Below are 21,664 nucleotides of genomic sequence, written 5' to 3' on the forward strand. Positions count from 1 at the left end.
CTGTTCAAGAGCCTCATGCAAAGGTTCATAAGCGTCATGCGGCGCACCCCGGATCAGGCGCTCCGGGGCCGTCGCCGGTTTTGGCACTAGAAGTCGATGGGATCTCGAATCAGGGGGCAGGTCATGCAGTGTCCGCCACCCCGCCCGCGGCCGAGCTCGGCCCCGACAATGGTGATGACTTCGACCCCGGCCTTGCGTAGCTCCGTGTTCGTCCAGGTGCTGCGGTCATAGGCGACCACCACCCCAGGGGACAGAGCGACCAGATTGTTGCCGCTGTCCCATTGTCCGCGCTCGGCGGCGTAGTGATCCCCACCGGTCTCGATGACCCGGAGCTTCTTCAGGTTCAGCGCCTCCGCGACCACGTCGACGAAAGGCTTCTTCTCCAGGGTCTTTTCGATCCCGGAGGGCTTGTCGCTGGGGCGCAGTGAGATGGTATGGACCTGGTCCATGATCGGCGGGTAGAGGGTCACGAGGTCACGGTCGGCGAAAGTAAAGACCGTGTCCAGGTGCATGGCGGCACGCAGCTTGGGCATGCCCGCCACGATCACCCGCTCGGCGGCGCCATTTTCAAACAGGGCGGCGGCGAGCTGAGCGATCCCCTGGCGGGAAGTCCGCTCGCTCATGCCGATCAACACCACTTTATTGCCCGCAACCAAAACATCCCCGCCCTCCACAGTCGCCAGTCCGAAGTTCTGGTCCGGGTCGCCCCACCAGACTTTGATTCCGGCGTTGGCAAAACTCGGGTGAAACTTGTAAATGGCGGTGGTCAGCAGGGTCTCTTCCCGCCGCACCGGCCAGAACAGAGGATTCAGGGAGACGCCGCCATAGATCCAGCAGGTCGTGTCCCGGGTGTAAAGAGTGTTGGGCAGGGGCGGCAGCAGATATTCATAAACACCGTGGGCCTCGCGCACCAGGGACAAGTATTCGGACGTTGCGTATTCTTCCGGAATGTCGACGACCGAAAGACCGCCGATCAGAAATTCCGCCAGCGCCCGGGGCTTCAGGCTTTCCAGGTAAGCCCGGGTGTCTTCCATCAGTCCCAAACCAACGTTGTTCGGGGTGATCTTGCGGTCGAGGATCCAGGATCGCGCCTCCGGGATGGCAACTGTCTCCGCCAGCAGGTTATGCATCTCCACGACTTCCACTCCGCGCTCGCGCATCTTGTTCATGAAGTCGAAGTGGTCGCGTTTGGCCATCTCGACCCACAAAACATCATCGAACAGCAGATCGTCGTTGTTGCTCGGAGTGAGGCGGATGTGCCCCAGCCCGGGAGCGCAGACCAAGACCTTGCGCAGGATGCCCACTTCCGAATGAACGCCATAAACGGGCTCCGTGTTGCTTGTGTCACTCATCTCAATTTCCTCCGTAATTACATGGTGATCATGCCAGTGGCGAGGGCGGTGACACCGACACCCGCCCCGCACAGTATCAGGGCCAACAAGCCCCATTCAGACGCGGTAAACAGTCGTCCGGCCTGCTCCCGTTTGGCAAAGACGAACAACAGGGTGCCGGGCGCAAAAAGTATGCAGGAAAGGAGTACATGTTTGAGTCCGCCCGCAATGAGCATGAAAACGGCATAGATGGTGGCGACCGCGGCAAAGATCATGTCCTTACCAAGATCTGCGGATCCTTGCTGATAAGTTTCCCGGGTCAGAGTCAGTTTAAGACCGTAGCCGGCCACCAGAACGTAAGGGATGAGCGTCATGGCGCTGGTCATCTCCAGCGCCAAATCAAAGGCATATTGGGCAAAAAGGGTCAGGATCAGGAAGACCTGCACCAGGATGTTGGTGATCCACAGAGCCACTGACGGGACCTGGTGCGGGTTTTGGCGGCCCAGCGAGGATGGCACCAGCCCGTACTTGGCGGCGGAGTAGAGGACTTCAGCGGCCAGCAGCGACCATGCCAGATAGGCTCCCAGTACCGAAACGATGAGCCCCGCGCTGACGAACTTGAGTCCCCAGGGGCCAACTACGGCGGCAAAAGCCCCCGCCATGGAGGGCTGCCGTAATGCTCCCAGTTCAGGTCGCGGCAGAACGCCATAGGGCAGAAGGGTCACCAGCACCAGCAGACAGAGCACGCCGATAAAGCCGGCCACAGTGGCCCAGCCCACGTCCTCGCGTCGTTTGGCGTAGCGGGAGTAGACACTGGCGCCCTCGATGCCGATGAACACGAACACCGTTACCAGCATGGTGCTGCGCACCTGATTGAATATATCGGCGCCGGTGTAATCGCCCCCGCCCCAAAAACTGGCGGCGAACAGGTCGTATTGGAACGTAAAGGCCATGACCACAATAAAAAGAATGATGGGAATAATCTTTGCAATAGTTACGACTTTATTGATGAACGCCGCCTCCTTGATGCCCCGCAGGACCATGAAGTGCACCGCCCACAGGACAATGGAGGAGACAAACACCGCGGCCGGCGTGTTGCCGTCGCCAAAGACCGGAAAGAAAGCCCCGAGGGTGGATTTGATCAGCACGAAGTAGGTGGTGTTGCCAAGGCAGGTCCCGGCCCAGAAACCGAAAGCTGCCGCAAACCCCAGGTAGTCACCGAACCCCTCCTTGGCGTAGGCGAAAATGCCCGCATCGAGGTCAGGCTTGCGCACCGCCAGGGACTGAAACACAAAAGCCAGCATCAACATGCCGAATCCCGCAATAAGCCAGGCAACGATCGCCCCGAAGGGCCCGGTGGCTGCTCCTATACGGGCCGGCAGAGAAAAGATGCCGGCCCCCACCATGGACCCGACGACCATGGCGGTCAGCGTCATGCGTGAAAATTTCTGTTCCGATGCCATACTTTACTCTCCTCTGTCATAAGATTTGCAGCGGCCTACTCAGACGTTAAACCGCCAAGTCCTGCACTAAGGATGCATTGTGATCGGCTCCCACCCGCCCCCTAATGCCTTGTAGAGCTGCACCACGGTCAAGAGCTGAGCCAGGTGCACCGAAGCCAGATCCAGCTCAGCTGAAAACAGCTGACGGTCTGAATCCAGCACGGTCAGAAAAGTCTCAAGCCCGCCTTTGAAGCGCTTCCGTGCCAGTTTGGAGTACAGTTCGTAACTCGCAACCAGCGCTTCCTGTTCGTTGCGTACTTCCTCCAATTTGCTGTGGGCCACCAGCCCGTCGGATACCTCGCGGAACGCCTGGCGCACGGTCAATTGGTAAAGGACCAGCGCCTGCTCCTGCTGGGCCTGGGTGCTCTTGAGGGTAAAGTAGTTGAAGCCACTGGTGAAAATAGGAACGGTCATGGTGGGTCCAATATTCCAGATGCTGGACGGCCCCGTGAACAGTTTCCCCAGATCGACACTTCGCGTGCCCGCCAGGCCGGTAAGAAAAATCCGCGGGAAAAAATTCGCCCGGGCGGAGCCGATGCGATAATTGGCGGCGATGAGCGTTTCTTCAGACTGACGGATGTCGGGTCGCCGCTCCAGCAGGACGGAGGGGAGCCCGGCGGGGACAGTGGGGCGCACCGCCAGCTCGCTCAAGGACTTGCCCCGTTGAATGGGTTGCGGGTTGTCTCCCAAAAGAATGCAGATTTGATTTTCTTTTTGGGCTATCTGGCGCTCCAGATCAGGAATTTTGACACCGGCGGTATGGATGAGGACGTCCGCCTGAGCGACGTCCTCCCCGGAAACCAGGCCCTGCCGCTTGCGTAACTTTACGAGGTGTCGAGATGTCTCGAAGGACTCGAGCGTGCTGCGGGCAATCTCCAACTGGCGATCCAGAGTGCGCAGTTCAAAGTAGGCACGGGCCACGTCAGCGACCACCGCTGCCCAGACGGCCCGCTGCCCCCATTCGGAGGCGTAAAAATCTGCCTGGGCGGCTTGGGTCAGATTGCGCAGACGCCCGAAGATGTCGATTTCCCAGAAGAGATCAAAGTTGAATTGGGCCAGGCTCTCAGTAACGCTGACCTCCGGCGGGATCGGCGGATTAGAGCCGGTCCGGCTCACTTTTTCCCGGCGATAGAGGGCCGTGCCGCTGAAATCGGGGAGCCACGAGGAGCGGCTGACGCCCACCTGGGCTCGGGATTCGGCCACTCGGGCGACTGCCAGCCGGACATCGTAGTTTTGCACAAGGGCGGTGCGAATCAGATTCTGCAGTACCGGGTCGTCAAATATTTGCCACCAGGAGAGGTCCGCCAGACTGTTGAGGTCAGGCTGCGCTTGGCCCTGGGCAGACTGAAAGCGATAATCCTGGGGAACCACTCCAGGGTCGCGTTGGTATTTCGGTGCCATGCAGCCGCTCAGGAGCAAAACGGTGATCAGGAGCAAAACCAGGCGTCTCATGACCGTCCCCCTTCTCCCCAGCCGGGCGGGTTGGATATTTCGGTTTTGACCGCGACGGCTGCAGTTTGAGATTTGCGCCGTTTATCCACGAGAGTCTGGACCATGTAGTAGAGCACCGGAATGAAGAACAGGCTCAGGACCGTGGCCGTGGCCATACCGGTGACGACGGCCGTGCCCACCGACCAGCGGGCTGCGGCACCGGCCCCGGAGGAGAGAACCAGGGGCATCAATCCGAAGACTTCGGCCAGGGCGGTCATCAAAACGGCCCGGAAGCGCAGCCGTGCACCTTCCGCCGCTGCATCAAAGGTGGAATAGTCCTCCATGTCACGCTTGTTCTTGGCAAATTCCACGATCATGATGGAGAGCTTGGCGTTCAGGCCGATGAGCATGACAATGCCGACCTGCACGTAGACGTCGTTGGCCAGACCTCTGAACCAAATCCCGGACAGTGCGCCGAAGACGGTGATGGGAAGGCCCATCAGCACCCCAATTGGTATTGCCCAGCTCTCGTACAAGGCCGCCAGGGTCAGGAACACGAACAGCAGGGAAAAAGCGAAGATATAGCCTGCCTGACCGCCCGCCAGCTTTTCTTGATAGGCCAGCCCGGTCCACTCGTAGCCAAAGCCACGGGGCAGATCCTTGGACAGGCGCTCCATGGCGGTGATGGCCTGTCCGGAACTGTAGCCCGGGGCGTATTGGCCTGAAAGTTCGGCGGAGCGAAACATATTGTACCGATTGATGTGGGTTGGGCCGCTCTGAGTGTTGACTTTCGCCAGGGTGCTGAGGGGGACCATGCCGCCGGCCGTGTTGCGCACATAAATGTTGCCGATGTCCTCCGGGTTTTCACGGAATTGCGGCTCCGCCTGAAGCATAACCCGGTAGACCCGGCCAAACTTATTGAAGTCGTTGATCGTGTAACCGCCCAGGTAAAGCTGCAGGCCGTCAAAAACATTTCTCAAGGGGATGCCCAAAGTCTGGACCTTGTCGCGATCGATATCCAACTTCAACTGCGGCACATTGACCTGAAAGGTGTTGAACAGTGCGGCAATGGCGGGTTCCCTGGTGGATGCGGCCACCAGACTCTGGGCCACCTGGAAGAGCTCCTCCGGAGTGCGCGCCGAACGGTCCTGCAGTTGGTACTGGAAACCGCTCACATTGCCCATACCGGGGATGGAGGGTAACGAGTAAACGAATGCGCGAACCTCTGAATATCCGGCAAATTCCCGGCGCAGCTGCTGCATGATGGCCGAAATTTTCATATCGTCGGACGTGCGTTCATCCCAGGGCTTCAGGGTCATGACCAGAGTGGCGGCATCCGAGCTGAAGGTGTTGGTCATGAGATTGAAGCCGCCCCAGCCAAGGACGGTCTGGATGCCGTTGACTTCTGCGGCAAATTGCTCAGCCCGCGTCAATATGACACCCGACCTCTCCAGGGAAGCCCCCGGCGGCAGGTTGAAAGTGGCAAAGATGACTCCCTGGTCTTCCTCGGGCACCAAACCTCCGGGTAGGGTTTGCAGCAGTCCGCCGGCCCCAAAGTACACTGCCAAGAGAAGGATCAAGGCCACCACCAGACGGCGCATAAGGAACTTCACGCCATTGAGATAGCCGGAGGTGGTGAGATCAAACAATTTATTGAATTTGCGATTAAAGGCTGCCAAAAGTCCCTTGGAATCTCTTTTGGGACGGAGGATTTTAACGCACAGCGCCGGCGTAAGGGTCAGAGTCACCAGGATGGAGAGGAAGGCGGCGCAGCACAGGGTGATGGCGAACTGCCGGTAAAGCTGACCGGTAATGCCGCCCAGAAAAAGGATCGGAAGATAAACCGAGAGGAGTGCGCAGGCCACGCCGATAATCGGTCGGGTGACTTCGTCCATGGATTTTTCAGTGGCCTCGAGCGGGCTCAAACCCTGAGCCATGTGGGCCTTTACCGCCTCGACCACGACGATGGCGTCGTCCACTACGGAGCCGATGGCCAGGACCAGTCCAAATAGCGAGAGGGTGTTGATAGACAATCCCAGCGCCGCAAAGGCCGCAAAGGTGCCCACCATGGGCACCGGCACAACCAAACAGGGAATCAGCGTGGCGCGGAAGTTTCCCAGGAAGACCAGAACAACCAGCATGACCAGACCCAGGGCCTTGAAGATGGTAAACACCACTTCCTTGAGTGCAGCCCGCACAAACAAGGTGTTGTCGTAGGAGACTTCATATTCCAAACCCGAGGGGAAGCTTCCTTTCGCCTCTTCCATGAAGGTCCGGACGCGGTTGGCCACGTCCAGGGCGTTGGCCCCCGGAAGTTGATAGATCACCATGGTGGTGGCCGGTAGGCCTGCCCGTCGGGAAAAGGAGGTGTATCTGCGGGCGCCCAGCTCGCTTCGCGCCAAATCCCGCAAACGCAGGATCGAGCCGTCGGGCTGGGTGCGGACGATGATATTGTCAAATTCTTCCTCATCGGTCAGACGTCCTTGAACGTCCACCGAGTACTGGAAGTTCAACCCGGGCGAGGCGGGCGGTTGACCGACCTGGCCGGCCGGGGCCTGAATGTTTTGGTCGCGCACTGCCTGGGCCACATCTCTGGCCGTGAGCCCCAGCCTGGCGAGCTTGTCGGGCCGGACCCACAGCCGCATGGAATACTCCCGCTCGCCAACGATGGCGATGTTGCCGACTCCATAGATGCGGCTGATGCCATCATATAGATTCAGCGACGCGTAGTTGCTGAGAAACAGATCGTCGAAGGTGTTGTCGGGAGAGAATAAAGACAGAACGAGGAGCATGTCCGGCGAGGCTTTTTGCACGGTGATGCCGAAACCCGTCACCTCGGGCGGCAAGGCCCGGTCAGCCCGGCTGACCCGATTCTGTACGTCCACCTGGGCGATATCAATGTCGGTTCCGACGGCAAAAGTGCAGGTCAGGAAATAGCGCCCGTCGCTGGTGCTGTTGGAGGACATGTAGAGCATGTTCTCCGCCCCGTTCACCTCCTGTTCGATGGGGATCGCCACGTTTTCTTCCACCACCCGGGCGCTCGCCCCCGTGTAAAACGTTTCTACGGTGATGGTGGGAGGGCTGATGGGAGGGTATTGTGCGATGGGCAGGCTGAAAATGGCCACCAAACCGGCAATGAAAATCACCAGGCCGATAACGATAGCAAAGATGGGCCGATGAATGAAATATCTGGACACTGCCCTAGCTCCCTTTGTTTTCCCGGCCTACAGGCTTCAGCACGGGCGCAACTTTTCCCCCGGCGATGGCCCGCTGCAAACCTTCCACCACCACCCGCTCACCGGACTCGAGCCCCTCGTTGACAATGAAGTAGTCCTGGTAACGGCCTCCCAGCGTGACGGTGCGCAGAGCCACCTTGTTGTCGCTGCCCACCACGAGAACGCTCTGCACTCCCTGCATGATCTGCACTGCCCGCTGCGGCACCAGCAGGGTGTCCGGTCGCTCCTCCAAAACGACCCGGATACGACCGAAAAGACCGGGCCGCAGCAGCCGATCCGGGTTGGGGAAGCTCGCATACATGTTCAAAGTACCGGTGGTAAGGTTCAGAGCGCGGTCCACAAAACTGATCTCGCCACGAAGTGGATAGACGGAATTGTCGGCCAAGACCAATTCAAAGGGGGCGGCGCTCTGTTCCGCCGGGAACGGCTTTCCTTGCTCGAAAAGATGGGCTCGGTCCAGGTAGTCGGCTTCACTGATGCTAAAGACCACTCTCATGGGGTCCCAGGAAGAGATCGTCGTGAGAATGGTCTGGTCTCGTGAAACCAAGTTCCCCACCGCTATTTCTTCCTTGCCAATGATGCCCGTGATGGGAGAGCGTATTTCAGTGAATTTCAAATCCAACTCGGCCCGGTCAACGCCCGCCTTAGTCCGATCGATGGTAGCGGCGGCCAGCTCAACCGCTGATTCGGCATTGTCCAGGTCAACCTGAGGGGCAGCATCTTCAGCGACCAGGGGCCGCAGCCGCGCCACATCCTTCCGGGCTTGCCTCAAAGCTGCCCGGGCCTGTGCCAAAGCGGCTTCAGCCTCCTGCAGAGCCGTTTTGTAAGGCCTTTGATCGATAACAAACAATAGCTGCCCCGCCTTCACCTGGCTGCCTTCCTGGAACAGCACCTTTTCCAGGAATCCCCCCACCCGGGCTCGTATCTCCACCGTCTGGCGGGCTTCGGTGCGGGCCACGTAATCCCCGACAATGGGGACGGTCTGTGAAATCACCGTTGCGACCGCAACCTCTGGAGGTGGGCGATCCTGCACTATTCCCGTCTGCTCCTTGGAGCCACAAGCGCTGATAAAAAGCAACAAAACGATCAGGCCGATATGGCTGAGAGGTGACAGGCTCTGCCGGCCAGTGAAATATCGGGTCTTAGTCATGGATAACCTTTCGCGACCGGAGGTACGCCTGGACCTCGCCTCCGCTTATCAGCTGAAGTCCACCGCCCTATTGACTTTGTCGACCAGCCTGAAAGCCTTGATTGAATGCCCTTTGATTGCTCTCTACATGTTTGCCGTACAGGAACCCGCCGGTTGCGCCGGCCGCGCCACCAATGGCGGCCCCCAGACCAGCATTGCCGGCAAGAGCTCCAATAGCAGCTCCACCGGCGGCACCCATGGCACCTCCACTGAGCGTGCGTTGCTGAGTTTCCGACATGCCCGCACAACCCACCAGCGCCAGGGTAACAGTCAAAACAGCTATGATCACGATCTTCCTCATGGTATACTCCTCTTATTCCTGATGGTTATTCTTTGCAGGGCCAGTGTTCCGTTAAAAACATGAATAGTGTTTCTACCGGTGCTTCCTTCATATGTTCCGGATGGGCTTTGGCCCATTCCACATACATCCCGATTGCCTCGTTGCGCGACGGGGCAGGATCGGGACAACATACCAGGCGGACGCCTTCGGGCCCGGAAGCCAGTGCATTGTGGTAAGCATAAGCGCCGACCAAATAGCCCTGGCAGAAATGAATGGCCGCGGTGTAGAGAGGATCATCCGGGGCGGTAGTGCAGAGATCGACAATATCGTCCGTCGAGTCGACAATGAAATCTTGCTGTTCCGTTGCTGCCGGCGCCAAAGCGGGTATCAGCAGAACCACCACGAACATCATACAAATCAAATTTCGCTTCATAACACTCCTCCTTTTTGGTCTATTGATCACCAGTCAGGCAGCCCCACGCCGCCTCCTGACCAACCCAATGGCAAAAATCAGCACGCCCAGAGCGGCCGCAATGTGTTTAAGAGTATGGCCGCTGATGACTTTCAACATTTGGAAAATGGGTTTATCGAGTAGCTCAAGGAGCTTGGCATACCCATACATGCCCAACAATCCCCAGACGTAAAAGCTTGGCACAAATTTGGGGGGATAAAGCCAAACAATTAAGGGAATGAGAAGCATTGGCAGGAACTGGACGAGTATATAAATGCGCAGATCACCACCGTCATTGTTGTCCGTAAGCCTCCACCATACGACAGAAAAGATCCCAAGAAGCAGAAGGGGGACGAGAAGTTTTCTGGCAGCAGGTTCACTGATATACTCACCGACGATGATGGTTACGAAGCTCATAAAGGAGATCGTCATGGGCAACCTGTCCCAAACGAGCGTGGAATCGTTTGGGTTGAGATGAAAATAACCCGAGCCTAATGCCACAAGAGAAGCCCCGACAAAAAAAGTAAGGTAGGCGAAGCGCAGAGAATCGAGGCTGCCGGGAGGTGTGCTGTTGCGGAAAAGGAGCAGGCCATAGATGCCGACTAAAAGAAACGGCAAATTGGAGATGACGTCGAAAAAATTGGGAATACCGAAAAAAGGGCATTGAGCCGCGAATTGATAATAGGCTTGAGATTGGGGAACGCGACCATGCAGAGCTAATGCCGCAGTGAATACCGCGGCGATGCCTGCCAGCGCTATGAGTCTCTTATCGGAAAAAGGATGCCTGTCCATCGCCGCGCCCCTCATCAATTGCCTTTAAGATGTCCAAGAGCCGTTTAGGTGAATGGAAAATCAGCTTACTTTCGACTGATGGTGACAAGAAAAAGTCCTGAGCAGTTTCCGGTTACCCAGATCCAGTTGTTCCGATAACCCCAGGCGTTGGCATTCCGGCATGACGCTCCGGTTTCAGATGTGTCGGTCAGCAGGCGGGCCCGCACAATTGATCCGGATGCAAAGCATCGCGTCATGCGATTCGTGCGGGCTCCTGCTGATGTGCCGGAACAGGAAATCCGTGTTTCAAATGTACCGACAACGGCTTCGCCGCCTGCTGCAGTGCCGCTCGACGTACTCTCTTGCTTCGAATTCATCCCTGTGCAGCTGAGGACGAAGGTCAGCAGGAAAAGGAATAGCAAAACCTTGCTCTTGATATAGTTTTTGGGGTTGATCATGGATAATCTCCGCACTGGCTGCCCCTGCCAACATTGGAAACGGCTTGGCGCCCACCGGCGTTATCCACCCATTCCAGGGTGCGGCTTTCAAGGAAATCGTAGAAAGGATTGAACCTCAAACGCAGCAACCACTCAGAGGAAATTCTCAGCAAACCGCGCTCGCCGCGGATCGCCATTTGTCCGAGAAACAGGACCTTGTCATCTTTCGGAAAATGCTGCCCGTAGAGAGGGTCATCCGGCGGAAATGGCAGTGCGACATGGGATAGGGAGATCACCTCGGTCGGCCATGACAGATCGAGGTGTGTGATCTCTGCAGCGGCCCTTGCAAAGGGAGCCTTGCGGCGGGCGATCACACTGCGGCTCTGCGGGCTTTCGTTGGTGACCAATGTGACAGTGAACGGCAAGGTCGCGTCGGTCATCAGCCGATCGGACAAAGGGCTCGGATCGTCGATCAGCAAAGTGGACTTGGCCGCGAACCGATTGATGTCGAATAAAACCAGCTCATGGCCGTCAGCCCCCAAGTGTTTGAGCAAATTGTCAACCACGGCATCTGCCGAAACCGTTGCATCGACAGCAGATTTAAAGACCAACGTCGGTGGGAAGCCTCTTATGGGACCGGACCGTCCTCGAACAGCGATGCGCCTCGCCACATCACGGGTCAAGCGAGAAACCTGCATGCCGGCATTGGTCGCAAAGGAATTGTATTTGAAAGGATCGAATTCAGGCTCTATCGACAGCCAGGCAAGACGAGCCAGTCCGGGTACAGCGGACAGCCGGTTGAGGACGCCTGCCAGTTTGGCCGCCGGATGGAGTCCGACGGCCGGAGAAATCAGCACCAGGCCGGCAGGCAACGGCGAGGCTTTTCCTTCCAACGCATCGAGGGTGAAATTTAGAGCTAACGGAGCCCCGGTCGAATAGCCAAGGACATGGATCGGTTGATGTCCCACCTTGGATGCGAGGTGCTCCATTCCCAGTTGCACGGCAGCCGCCATGTCCTCCCAGGTAATGTTCAACAGCCCCGATGGAGCAGTTCCGTGACCGGGCAGGCGCAGCCCGACGACCCAATATTTACGCTGGTTGAGGGCCACACCCAAGGCCCGAAAGGTGTATGGAGAATCCGACATGCCGTGCAACAACAGGGCACCGCCGACGGGTGAATCGGTTGCCAGCTCGAAGCTGCGGTTCCAGTTGGGAGCGTAGAGTTGCGGGTCAGCGGCACTGCCGGAGCTGTAGCGAACGAGCGCATAGGCGGGCCCGGTTCCAACTCGGAGGTAGACTTGCTCTTCCAGTTGGGCGAACAGTTTGCCCTCCAATTGCCTGTAGTCGTCAAAGGTTCGTACGGCATCCACTTCTTTTGCCGTAAATTCCGCCGACAGTGCTTCGGTGTGCCAGGGTTCAAGAGAAGGACCGCCGCGTCCGACAAAATACCAGGTCATTGCGACTCCGATACAGCCGAACAGACCCCAGATGAGGCACCGACTAATCCGTCCAATCATGCGGGAACTCTCCTCCCTTACCGAAGAATCATGATCAGTGAGGTCACAAGACCGTTAAGTAACTCGTTTTTTGAGCAGGTCAGGGTGCGAGTGAAAGGAGCTCCCTGACATGACGATTTGTCAGGGAGTGCTTCGCGCACCCTGACCTCTGAAGGGTTGCACGCACACTCCGAAACATTTTACAAAATTCTGCCGCAAGGAGGACTAGACGGTTAAGGCCGACCAATAACCCGGCCACTGCATCACCGTCCCCGGGTCAATACCCAATATACCGCGCCCGATGGTGTTGTTATGCGATACTCCGGTCGACTGCTTGGCATAACGACATTGACCAGCCGCAGATACAAATCGTCGAAAAACTGCGGTGTTTCGAGGCTGAAATTGTGAAAATTGCGGGTCCGATTCACCGGCGTCACGTCCACCAGGGTGACCAATTCCTTATCCGGTTCAACCAATTCGAAAATTCTAGCGGCCGCTTCCAACTGGTCCGGATTCTGTGGATTCAGCGTGCTTTCGCCCAAACGTCTGCCGCGGTTTAGAATGCGGCTGATCAACAATGCGCGATCATTGGAGGACACATACACGGTGAGGTTCCTGGCCAGGGCGGCGATCTCTCGTTTAAACTGACTGTTGAACTCGTCTTTGTCGACATCGGGCGCCGTCAGCACCACTTTTTCGATCTCGGTTCCCGCATCGGCCAAGTCGGCAGCGCGATAAAGAATGTGAAAAGCATGAACGACCACCTGACCGCCCATGCTGTTGGCAACCAGCCACAACCTGGCCGGCTCAACCTGGTGAATGATCAGGGACAGGACCGAGGCAAGTTCAGCTCCGGACTCACTGGCAATTCTCTGTGCGCGCCGATAACCCTGCGGCGTCGATCCCTGATCGCCCGGCCAGTCGAAAACCAGTACCGGGGAGTCGATGTCCAGGACGTGACTCAGAAAAGCAGTCTTGCGCAAGGCGGAGGAAAAGCGCTCACGGAATCCGTTCACATTGACGAGAAGCGAGCGTAATGGGGAGGCTTTAACCTGTTGCCGGATCTTCGCAATGAATTCATTCCGGTCGAGCGGCTGCACTTGTTTGAGCTGTATTTCCCTATTCTGGAACCAATCGGTCGGATTGATGATCATACCGATGCCTAAAGTGGGTTCAATCATGGTGTCAAAATAACCGAACTTGAGCATCTCCGCCCGCTGGTTGCCGAAGCATTCCTCCAGCGGTCCGTCCTGGCATTCCAAGCGACGATTGGTGACATAAAAGAAGCGATATGCATCTTGCTCGCCGAGCCTCGTCACCAGCATTCGTCGGAACTGAAAAGATTCGGCCCGTTCCAAAGCCACCCGCGTGGGCCGGTAGAAGAACAGCGCCAGCCCTGTGAGAAGGAGCACGATCAGCGACGTGCTAATCCATATCAGACGTTTGAAACGCACCACGACGCCCTCCCCTTATGGTGCTCCCCACGAGATCTGAACGCGATCCGGTCGATAAAACTCATGCCTGCATTGATGCCGAAGCCAAAGCCAATCAGGGATAGTGAAGTGCGGATCCACCCGATTAGAGTACGGTCATCCGCCCAAGGGGTTCGGTCGGCAGCCATGGCGGTGCGCTTGCGGGCCGGTTCAGTGCGCTCCCGGGCGAACTCAGCGGTCGTCTCGACCTTTTGCAAATCCTGGGTCAATTATTTCACTTCGCCTTCTTAAGAATCCCGGCGCATCCTGAGAGCTCACGAACTTGAGACATTTCGAACCTGCCAGGCAAGGTAACCGATGGCGGCACCTTCGCTGAGCAGCACGATGCCGAACAGAGGACACAAAACCCAGATCGCCGTAACCGGAAGCTTACTCCAGGTGAGAATGGCCGCCACAATTGCGATCAAGCCGCTGACAAGAACCCATTGCCAATTGGGCAAGGGCCGGATAGTCAGGGACAGGATTAGTTTGGAGATGCCCTCCGTAATGAAGTAGACAATGAGAAGCATTGTCAGAACAAAGAGCCGATCTCCGGGAACGCGCAAAAACATCAGCCCAATGATCACAGAAATAAGGACTGACAGCAGTTGCACCCAGAAATGGGGCACATCCCGGGCTCCAATCAAACTTGCGCCCTGGACAATACCGCTGGCGATGAGCAGCCAACCGAGGAGATGCGGAACCGCGGAAGACGGCAGAATGGGGTACGCGAATGCAAACGCGCCGGCCAGCATCATCAAGCCGCCCTGCACGACGTACCAGATTGAATAACGTTTGATCGTCTGCCGCATGGCCTCACGCATTACTCGAGAAGCGGATTTTAGGGATATTGTATCGTTCATGTAGCCTCCCATAATGTCATCCGGCGTTTGCTCGAGACCGAATGGCAAGAACAGAGCGCCGCGCCCGCGCAGGAACCCTCACCAGATAGCCGATGGCTGGCGGCAGCTCAAACAGCCACAGCAACAGGAGGAATTTATCGATCCCCACGGGGTCTCTTCATGTTCCTGCTTGCTCTCCGTGGTGTGAATCAATTAACTTTCAAGGACTTTGCGAAGCTCGTCTTCCGTGTCAACGTTTAGCGAAGTTTGAAGAACTTTTCCTTTGAAACCCTTTTGCTTCAGTCTTTCGAAAACTTTTTCGCCGGTCGCATGGCGAACGAGAATAAAAAGGGCCGACGTCCCATTTGTGAGGTCTGCCGCCAATTCCTTCATGAATTTGTCATTGATCCCGATGTCGTGCAATTTGCCCGATAGCGCACCGGCGCCAGCCCCTACGGCGACGCCTAAAAGTGGGTTGAGGAAGATCATGCCGATCAGCAGTCCCCAGACTGAACCACTCGCCGCTCCCGCCGTGGTTAAGTTATAGGCCTGGTGCAACTTGACCTTGCCTTTTTCATTCTTGGTGACCACCACGATGTCGTCCATTTCGAGCAAATACTCTTTCTCCATCTTGGCAAGCTCGGCACGCATTTGAAAAGCCGCTACCTGATCGTCGAACTCGATCACGACTAGATTACTCATGAGTCATACTCCTTTCCTATCATACCGGTTAAGCATTAGATGTTTCATTGTTTGCAGGCCTTGTTGACGGGTTCCGCGACGCTCCACCCATCCTGCATCACGGTGGTTGCGGGCAGTGCCGTAATGCCGAAGCAAGAGAGGGTGGAACGAAACGAAACTCATCAGTGACTGCGGGTATAGAAGTGCATGCAGCGTCTCCATTAACAGACCAATGCCGATGACTCGGAAACCGTGTTGACAATGATTTCCGGAGGACGAATCAACAGGCTCCTGGCCCCCATCAACACGGCAAATCGTTCTGAGCATAGATGTTTATCCAAAGCTTCCCGATTCACCCACTGAAGTAACAGAGTGAAGTAGTTTTCGTGTTCGATATCGCGGAAGACGTGATGGCCCAAACACCCCTTTTCATTGCGCGTGGGCTTAATGAGTGCGAGCAGCGTTTGTTGGAGCTCCAAGCACTTTTCAGGAAGGGCTCTCATATTTATGATGGCAATGACCATAAGCACCTTTCTGTGACCTGGGAGACATGTTTCCGTAAGACCTCACGCCGACCGATTACTTCCAAAACCCGAGAAAAGGGCATTTTCGCCAGCTCCAGCCCTTTCACCTTCTACCTCTGCGATGCGCTGCGCCCGGCTTCCCTCCTGGATGGTAATGAGCTGACCCTTCACGACCAACGCGTGAAGCGGGACCGGAGTCGAATCCTTGGCGCGCCGCGCGGCAATGCCGACCGCTTCAAGTTTTCTCACCACCGCCTCGCAGAAGGACTTGGCAATGGCCCGTCCACGTTTGATCTCCTCAGAGGGCGGAGATTCCTCGGGCGCCACGGCAAACTATTTGACCCGTCTGTGAAATTTGCGGGGGAGATGCCACAAGGCCCGAAGGCACAACTAAGCCATTGTCAAGATCCGTGCCAGCAAAATTCGTTTGCGATTTGTAAGGCTAAGGTATTGTTTTCGATACACTTTTTGTGACAATAAGCAGTCGGAAGATGTCACTTCTCTATGCCCATATGTGGACAGCTGCCCATATATGGGCAAAACGGGTACAGGAAGAGCGATGGTTGAGAGCACATTATGCTTCATAGCAACCGCGCCAAAATAAGGACATAAATCACCGCGAAGGTCAGTTGCACTGCAGTCAAGGGAACTCCATAGCGAGCGAAAGTAGCAAAACTCAGAGGTCTGCCGTAGCTGGCGCAGATCCCGGCGCTCACCACATTGGCGGAAGCACCGATCAGGGTGGCATTGCCGCCCAACGTTCCACCGAACATCATGGCCACAAATACAGGCAAAGTGAAAGCGGGCCAGGCAGTGAAAGCCGCCCCCAGAGCCAGCTCCGGCACGAATTCGGCTGCCACCAGATACCCTTTCACCACCAGAATCATCGCCGCAACCACGGGGATGTTGGCCAATAAACTGGACGCCACGGCTACGCCCACGAGCATGACCACGGCCACCGTGAGCAATTGTGTTCCAAACCATCCATACATACTGTGAGAAATGCTCTGCAGAATGCCGGTCCTGGTAAAGGCCTCCACCATAAGAAACATGCACATGAGGAAAAGCAGGGTCTTCCAGTCGACGTCCTTAAGCACCTTATCTATCGGTTCGACTTTCACCCCATAAACGACAAGAAGCGCCAAAGAAGCGCCAATAATGGCCACAGTAGGAGGAACCAGCGGGTTCGGCAACATTTCCCCGAAAAGAAAAAGCAAAATCATCACCACCAGCACGAGCAGAGCCAATATGCAAAAGCTGGGGCGATCCAGGCGCGGCAGCGGAAGATCTGAAGGCAGGGATCGTTGCGTCTGCCAAATGTCCTTCATGAGCCACGGGAGGACCGGAGCCACCGTGAGAACGGCGAGCAGCCCGCCCAGACTCACCTTTCCGAGGTAAAAACCGAAGCTCATGCCGATAGAACTGCCAACCAGGAAGGTTGCAGGGTCTCCCACCAAGGTCAGCAATCCTGCGGAATTGCTGACAATAGCCGTAAGAACAACGGGCGCTACGTAATCAATGTCCAGAACTTTGGCCACACGGATGATGATAGGGGCCAGCAGGATCACGGCCGTTGCATTGGGGAGAAAGGCGCATACAGGGGCCGTTAGAACAATGATGCCCAACAGGAAGCGCTTGCCGCTCCCCCCGGTCGCCCGCAGAAAATGCGTACCAAGTTGATCGAAAATTCCCGTAGGCACTAAAGTTCGGGCAACCACCATGCCCCCAAAAAGAAGAGAGATGGATCCTCCGGCAGTCTGCGCTGCATTGAGAAACTCCTGGCGAGTGAACACGCCGAACAAAAGCATTGTGCTGACTCCCATGAGGGCAGCCAAAGCCATGTCCAGGACATTGAAGGCGATGGAAAGAATCACCCCGGCAAAAACGATAAGGGTAACAGCAACTTGTACGTCAGTCATGGGAGACCTCACCTGAGGGAATCATTGGGCTGCTTATCCCTTTTCTATCGGTTTTATGTTAGGTTCGGCCCGCCATATCCGATAGCGTACTTCAACGCCTTCAGGTACGTAAACAACGACGGGCAAACGGCTGTTGTAGCGGATGAGGTAAGGCTCTCCGCCAAGCGTGACAAACCGGGACACCTTCGGTTCGTTTGGATCGACCGCCATGAGGGTCCCCCCCATCGGACCGAGCTCCTTGACAATGTATTTTGTGAATCCCCAACCCTCGATGGTTTTTTCCTCAATCGTACCGCCGAAAAAGTAGATGTTCTTTGCGTCAAGCAAAACGGTTTTACCGACCATCAATTCCACCCGGCATAGAGATTCATCATCCAGCTCTGGCAGCTGAAGAACATGTCGAGCCATACCCTTCTCAGCTGGTGGGAAAGCTACCAGGTTGTCCGCCGCCTGGCCGACCAGGACTCCCGAGAAAAACGAAAGAAACGCAATCAGTACCAGTCTTTTCACGGACTCTCCTTTTCCGTCACGATTTGGCTCCTGCGGCCGGTCGGGCCGAATCTTCCGGCGTCGAGGGTGGATTGCTGTCTTCCATCAGATAGCGGCCGGCAACCCAGCCCACAATGCCCCGGTAGCGTACCTTGCACCAACGGTTCCGACCGGCTCGCTTGCGCTCGGCCTCGCTCATCTTTAGCCATTCGGCAAAGGTTGGCCCGCCGGTACAGCCAAGATTTCGAAGACCGCGGGCGTCGTATGGAATTTCACCAACTTTCCTGCTCTCTGCCGAAGGTTCCGCTCGAATGTTTAAGACACCCTTGGCGGCAACGCCGGTGACGGCATAATAATCCGGTCCACCGTCCGCTGTGGCCGTAGCGCAGGCATCCAACAGAACCAATCCGAACACGACCCAAATTGCCCACACCTTTTTTGACATCATGACTCGCCTTGTTCCGGAAGTTGTCATATTTTCGCTTATTCTCATCGAAAAGGCGGAGCGTACATGAGACCGCCGTCTTTCCAGAGTTTGTTGAGGCCTCGTTCTAACTTCAGCACACTGTGCTCTCCGAGGTTGCGCTCAAAGATTTCACCATAATTTCCGGCGCTTTCCACCGCGCGGATTCCCCAGCCGGCCTCGATGTTCAGGGATTTGGCTATGAGCCCATCCAGCTCTTTCCAGGACCTTGCCCGATAGTCGTCCGAATGGTCGAGCCGCGCGCGGACGTTGGCCTTAGTGTAGCCCCCATCCTCAGCCCTTATCAGGGTAAAAAGGATCCATCGGACAAGGGTAAACCACTCGTGGTCCCCCCCCAGAACTACCGGTCCCATGGGCACCGTGGAAACCTCTACCGGTAAAATAAGGTATTGGTCGGGTCCGCCGGCAGCCCCCCCCATTGCAGCCATCAGTTGAGGTCTTTCGGAAGTGTAAGCCTTACAGCTTCCCTCACGCAGTGTCTCTACCGCCATCGCCGGGGATTCCACAAGCACAGGCTGAAAGTCCCAGCCCTTGACACCGAATATCTGTGACAGCTGTCCTGCATGATTGGTTCCATTCACAACACAAATTGTGGCTCGGTTTAACTGCGACAGCTCCTGGATTCCGCTTGATTTTGAGACCAGAAATCCCTGTCCCTCGTAATAGAGAATGCCGGTGAAAAGTACTCCCAGAACGGCTTCACGTTCCATGGTCCAGGTGGTGTTGCGAACGAGAACGTCCACTGAGCCTCCTTTGAGCGCTGAAAATCGGGCGGAGGCCGCAAGGGGCACGAAGCTCACGTTTTCGGAATCGCCCAGAACCGCAGCACCCAAAGCCCGGCAGAAATCCACGTCGATGCCCGACCATCGCCCGTTTTGGTCCTGCATGGAAAGTCCCAGGATGCCGTCGCTCACCCCACAACGGAGGTTATTGCGGGCTTTGATGCGAGTAATTGTATCCCCTGCCTGCACCGGCACAGATAGAAGCAAGAGCGTCCAAGTGGCCAAAATGCCAACAACGATCTTTCCCAGTTGACTCATGCTACCCCTCGCTCCAGGTTCTTTTGTAGTTGTTTGTCTAAGAGCCGATGCGCTCTATTAGGGCGGGGTTTATCCCCCTCCCATGGACATCAATGACAAATCCCGCCCCTACCGACACAGTGTAAATTTGCTGATGGCTCCAGGATTGCTCCGCTTTGGTCATGACCTGATCGATGGTAAAGCCGGCCGGCTTCATCCGCGGCGGAAATTCGGCGAACGTGGCCAGGAACCGGGTCACCGGGGATTGCGTGGCATAAGTCAAACAGGCCTGGTCCATCATCCAGTCCCAATAGGTGTCGGCAATGACGTCGGTCCGTTCAAAGGGTCGGTCCGCAGTTTCAGCATTTGCCTCACGGGCTTGTCGTGCTCGACCCCGTGCTTTTGCAGCAGCCGGGGGCCGCGCATTATCCGGTCAAAGGTCGGTTTGCCGCTCCCGTCCACCCGCTGGGCATTGGGGAGCCTGCGTGAACCCGCGGGGGAACACTTTTTGGGGTCATGAGAGGAATCCCATTTAATATGCAAACCTGCGGGAGTGGCGATAACCCGAAAGCACGACCACCCAGATGTCAAGATGTGTGCCAACGGATCAGTTTGCGGCCTGCCAGGCGAGCATGCGGCTTTTTTGGGCGAAACTTATGGCGGTTAGAAACTGCTGCAAGTCACACGGACGTGCCCATATATGGCCAATTGCCCATATCTCGGCAGAAAATGATCCAAAAAGATCGGCTTTGTATTCAGGGAGGGATTGTGGGGGATTAGATTTGTGAACTCCGCTGGTCATCAACGTGAACTGCGGGAAGGTGTCGAAGATTCTTGCGAGATTATAAGTCATCATGCTGGGTTAGGATCTATGATATTTCGCCCCGTCGGGAGAGCCATATGAGTCAATTACGATGGCACGATGAAGGCCTACGGCTTGTGGATACCCAGCTTCTTCATGCGCGCCAGCAGCGTGTTGCGCTTCAGCCCGAGAATCTCGGCGGCCCCGCCCTTGCCGCTGACTTTCCAGCTGGTCTGCTTAAGCACACCCAAAATATGGTCGAATTCAACTTCCTGCATGGTTTTGGGTAGCGCCGGTAATGCCAATGGCGACGGCTTCAATTCATCCGCCAGCCGCAGCTTGGGACCAGACGATGCAATCACCGCCCGCTCAATCACATTTTCCAATTCCCTAACGTTTCCAGGCCAATGGTACTCCTGCAGGTTCTTCATAACGTTCGCCGGGATTTGTTCAATGGACTTGCCAAGCCTTTTGGACGCATTGCGAGTAAAGAATGTGGCGAGCAAGGGTATATCTTCAAGCCGTTCCCGCAGGGGGGGCACGGTGATTGGAAAAACGTTGAGGCGGTAGAAGAGATCTTCCCGAAACTGGCCCTTTCGCACTTCCTCCTGCAGGTTGCGGTTGGTGGCGACAATGATCCGCACATCGACTTTGATCGTCCGAGAGTTGCCCAACCGCTGGAACTCCCCATCCTGGAGCACCCCCAGCAGCTTGGCCTGCAACTCAAGCGGCAATTCACCGATCTCATCCAGAAAGAGAGTGCTGCCATGGGCCACTTCAAACCGACCCGCACGCGCCTGGGCACCCGTAAACGCGCCTCGCTCGTGCCCGAACAGCTCGCTTTCGATGAGGTTTGCGGGCAAAGCGGCACAGTTCACTTTCACCAGGGGGCGTTTCTCACGCAGACTCGTGCTATGGATGGCCCGGGCAACCAATTCTTTACCCGTACCCGTTTCCCCAAGTATCAGAACAGAAGTATCTAAAGCAGCGACTTGCTTGACCTTGAAAAGAACGTATTGGATGGCGGCACTACTGCCGATGAACTTGTCAAAATTGTGCTCCAGCTTGATTTCCTCCTGCAGGTAGTTGCGCTCGGCTTCGAGTTGATCCTTCAAATGCTCGATCTCCCTGTAGGCATGCTGCAGAGCGGTTTCCGCCTGTTTTCGTTCAGAGATATCAATGTGGGTGATGATCACTCCGCCCTTGGGCCCGCTGAAGGGAATGACTCTCATCCAGAACCAGCGCCTTTCAACCGGCGAATCGCAGGGGTATTCCAGCTCGAATAGCTCGAGGGCCCCATCGAGCACC

The 21,664-nt window shown here is 56.4% G+C and carries 20 protein-coding genes and 1 pseudogene; all 21 read right to left on the bottom strand.

The window, feature by feature from the left end; genetic code table 11:
• Positions 1 to 86 precede the first annotated feature (86 nt).
• Complete coding sequence (gene arcA, locus K1V27_RS17110) at positions 87 to 1,352, bottom strand: arginine deiminase (RefSeq protein ID WP_258931267.1); 1,266 nt, start codon at positions 1,350 to 1,352, stop codon at positions 87 to 89.
• A 17-nt stretch (positions 1,353 to 1,369) separates the two neighbouring features.
• Positions 1,370 to 2,794, bottom strand: a complete 1,425-nt coding sequence (locus tag K1V27_RS17115; protein WP_258931268.1) for a basic amino acid/polyamine antiporter — start codon at positions 2,792 to 2,794, stop codon at positions 1,370 to 1,372.
• A gap of 66 nt (positions 2,795 to 2,860) precedes the next feature.
• Positions 2,861 to 4,285 (bottom strand): efflux transporter outer membrane subunit, encoded by a 1,425-nt coding sequence (locus K1V27_RS17120; RefSeq protein ID WP_258931269.1) that lies wholly within the window; start codon positions 4,283 to 4,285, stop codon positions 2,861 to 2,863.
• Entirely contained in the window at positions 4,282 to 7,461 is a 3,180-nt protein-coding gene (locus tag K1V27_RS17125) for an efflux RND transporter permease subunit (RefSeq protein WP_258931270.1), read from the bottom strand. Before K1V27_RS17125 ends, K1V27_RS17120 begins: the two co-directional genes overlap by 4 nt.
• Before the next feature lie 4 nt (positions 7,462 to 7,465).
• Positions 7,466 to 8,650, bottom strand: coding sequence for an efflux RND transporter periplasmic adaptor subunit (locus K1V27_RS17130; RefSeq protein WP_258931271.1), 1,185 nt, complete (start codon positions 8,648 to 8,650; stop codon positions 7,466 to 7,468).
• A gap of 67 nt (positions 8,651 to 8,717) precedes the next feature.
• Complete coding sequence (locus tag K1V27_RS17135; RefSeq protein ID WP_258931272.1) at positions 8,718 to 8,990, bottom strand: YMGG-like glycine zipper-containing protein; 273 nt, start codon at positions 8,988 to 8,990, stop codon at positions 8,718 to 8,720.
• Positions 8,991 to 9,015: 25 nt separating this feature from the next.
• The gene (locus tag K1V27_RS17140; RefSeq protein ID WP_258931273.1) at positions 9,016 to 9,402 is read right to left on the bottom strand and encodes a Rap1a/Tai family immunity protein; all 387 of its coding nucleotides are present in this window, start codon (positions 9,400 to 9,402) and stop codon (positions 9,016 to 9,018) included.
• Positions 9,403 to 9,435: 33 nt separating this feature from the next.
• Positions 9,436 to 10,212 (bottom strand): ceramidase, encoded by a 777-nt coding sequence (locus K1V27_RS17145; protein WP_258931274.1) that lies wholly within the window; start codon positions 10,210 to 10,212, stop codon positions 9,436 to 9,438.
• 433 nt (positions 10,213 to 10,645) lie between these two features.
• The gene (locus K1V27_RS17150) at positions 10,646 to 12,145 is read right to left on the bottom strand and encodes an alpha/beta hydrolase (protein ID WP_258931275.1); all 1,500 of its coding nucleotides are present in this window, start codon (positions 12,143 to 12,145) and stop codon (positions 10,646 to 10,648) included.
• A gap of 242 nt (positions 12,146 to 12,387) precedes the next feature.
• On the bottom strand, positions 12,388 to 13,581 hold the full coding sequence (locus tag K1V27_RS17155; protein WP_258931276.1) for an alpha/beta hydrolase: 1,194 nt from the start codon (positions 13,579 to 13,581) through the stop codon (positions 12,388 to 12,390).
• Positions 13,560 to 13,745: a DUF202 domain-containing protein gene (locus K1V27_RS22930; RefSeq protein ID WP_353740610.1), complete on the bottom strand. Its 186-nt coding sequence runs from the start codon at positions 13,743 to 13,745 to the stop codon at positions 13,560 to 13,562. Before K1V27_RS22930 ends, K1V27_RS17155 begins: the two co-directional genes overlap by 22 nt.
• A 126-nt stretch (positions 13,746 to 13,871) precedes the next feature.
• Positions 13,872 to 14,459: an HdeD family acid-resistance protein gene (locus K1V27_RS17160; RefSeq protein WP_258931277.1), complete on the bottom strand. Its 588-nt coding sequence runs from the start codon at positions 14,457 to 14,459 to the stop codon at positions 13,872 to 13,874.
• A 192-nt stretch (positions 14,460 to 14,651) separates the two neighbouring features.
• Entirely contained in the window at positions 14,652 to 15,125 is a 474-nt protein-coding gene (locus tag K1V27_RS17165) for a DUF1269 domain-containing protein (RefSeq protein WP_258931278.1), read from the bottom strand.
• A 215-nt stretch (positions 15,126 to 15,340) separates the two neighbouring features.
• A complete protein-coding gene (locus K1V27_RS17170) occupies positions 15,341 to 15,643 on the bottom strand; it encodes a putative quinol monooxygenase (protein ID WP_258931279.1) in 303 nt (100 codons plus the stop codon).
• Between the two features lie 42 nt (positions 15,644 to 15,685).
• On the bottom strand, positions 15,686 to 15,970 hold the full coding sequence (locus tag K1V27_RS17175; RefSeq protein ID WP_258931280.1) for a DUF4410 domain-containing protein: 285 nt from the start codon (positions 15,968 to 15,970) through the stop codon (positions 15,686 to 15,688).
• Between the two features lie 254 nt (positions 15,971 to 16,224).
• Positions 16,225 to 17,562: an ArsB/NhaD family transporter gene (locus K1V27_RS17180; RefSeq protein ID WP_258931281.1), complete on the bottom strand. Its 1,338-nt coding sequence runs from the start codon at positions 17,560 to 17,562 to the stop codon at positions 16,225 to 16,227.
• A gap of 33 nt (positions 17,563 to 17,595) precedes the next feature.
• Positions 17,596 to 18,072, bottom strand: coding sequence for an ecotin (locus K1V27_RS17185; RefSeq protein ID WP_258931282.1), 477 nt, complete (start codon positions 18,070 to 18,072; stop codon positions 17,596 to 17,598).
• A 16-nt stretch (positions 18,073 to 18,088) separates the two neighbouring features.
• On the bottom strand, positions 18,089 to 18,499 hold the full coding sequence (locus tag K1V27_RS17190; RefSeq protein ID WP_258931283.1) for an SH3 domain-containing protein: 411 nt from the start codon (positions 18,497 to 18,499) through the stop codon (positions 18,089 to 18,091).
• 41 nt (positions 18,500 to 18,540) lie between these two features.
• Positions 18,541 to 19,575 (bottom strand): transporter substrate-binding domain-containing protein, encoded by a 1,035-nt coding sequence (locus tag K1V27_RS17195; protein ID WP_258931284.1) that lies wholly within the window; start codon positions 19,573 to 19,575, stop codon positions 18,541 to 18,543.
• Positions 19,576 to 19,612: 37 nt separating this feature from the next.
• The gene (locus K1V27_RS17200) at positions 19,613 to 19,855 is read right to left on the bottom strand and encodes an aluminum activated malate transporter family protein (RefSeq protein ID WP_258931285.1); all 243 of its coding nucleotides are present in this window, start codon (positions 19,853 to 19,855) and stop codon (positions 19,613 to 19,615) included.
• 629 nt (positions 19,856 to 20,484) lie between these two features.
• A pseudogene (locus K1V27_RS22935) lies at positions 20,485 to 21,525 on the bottom strand (sigma-54 interaction domain-containing protein); the annotation flags it as partial.
• Positions 21,526 to 21,664: the final 139 nt, after the last annotated feature.

It is taken from the genome of Desulfoferrobacter suflitae (genome assembly GCF_022603395.1).
Lineage (GTDB): Bacteria > Desulfobacterota > Syntrophobacteria > Syntrophobacterales > Syntrophobacteraceae > Desulfoferrobacter > Desulfoferrobacter suflitae.

Bases quoted from the DNA above. Each gene is read 5' to 3' on its own strand.
- K1V27_RS17150 (WP_258931275.1), bottom strand. From the start codon at position 12,145: ATGATTGGACGGATTAGTCGGTGCCTCATCTGGGGTCTGTTCGGCTGT.
- K1V27_RS17120 (WP_258931269.1), bottom strand. From the start codon at position 4,285: ATGAGACGCCTGGTTTTGCTCCTGATCACCGTTTTGCTCCTGAGCGGC.
- K1V27_RS17160 (WP_258931277.1), bottom strand. From the start codon at position 14,459: ATGAACGATACAATATCCCTAAAATCCGCTTCTCGAGTAATGCGTGAG.
- K1V27_RS17170 (WP_258931279.1), bottom strand. From the start codon at position 15,643: ATGGTCATTGCCATCATAAATATGAGAGCCCTTCCTGAAAAGTGCTTG.
- K1V27_RS17130 (WP_258931271.1), bottom strand. From the start codon at position 8,650: ATGACTAAGACCCGATATTTCACTGGCCGGCAGAGCCTGTCACCTCTC.
- K1V27_RS17195 (WP_258931284.1), bottom strand. From the start codon at position 19,575: ATGAGTCAACTGGGAAAGATCGTTGTTGGCATTTTGGCCACTTGGACG.
- K1V27_RS17145 (WP_258931274.1), bottom strand. From the start codon at position 10,212: ATGGACAGGCATCCTTTTTCCGATAAGAGACTCATAGCGCTGGCAGGC.
- K1V27_RS17135 (WP_258931272.1), bottom strand. From the start codon at position 8,990: ATGAGGAAGATCGTGATCATAGCTGTTTTGACTGTTACCCTGGCGCTG.
- K1V27_RS17180 (WP_258931281.1), bottom strand. From the start codon at position 17,562: ATGACTGACGTACAAGTTGCTGTTACCCTTATCGTTTTTGCCGGGGTG.
- arcA (WP_258931267.1), bottom strand. From the start codon at position 1,352: ATGAGTGACACAAGCAACACGGAGCCCGTTTATGGCGTTCATTCGGAA.
- K1V27_RS17140 (WP_258931273.1), bottom strand. From the start codon at position 9,402: ATGAAGCGAAATTTGATTTGTATGATGTTCGTGGTGGTTCTGCTGATA.
- K1V27_RS17200 (WP_258931285.1), bottom strand. From the start codon at position 19,855: ATGATGGACCAGGCCTGTTTGACTTATGCCACGCAATCCCCGGTGACC.
- K1V27_RS22930 (WP_353740610.1), bottom strand. From the start codon at position 13,745: ATGGCTGCCGACCGAACCCCTTGGGCGGATGACCGTACTCTAATCGGG.
- K1V27_RS17115 (WP_258931268.1), bottom strand. From the start codon at position 2,794: ATGGCATCGGAACAGAAATTTTCACGCATGACGCTGACCGCCATGGTC.
- K1V27_RS17190 (WP_258931283.1), bottom strand. From the start codon at position 18,499: ATGATGTCAAAAAAGGTGTGGGCAATTTGGGTCGTGTTCGGATTGGTT.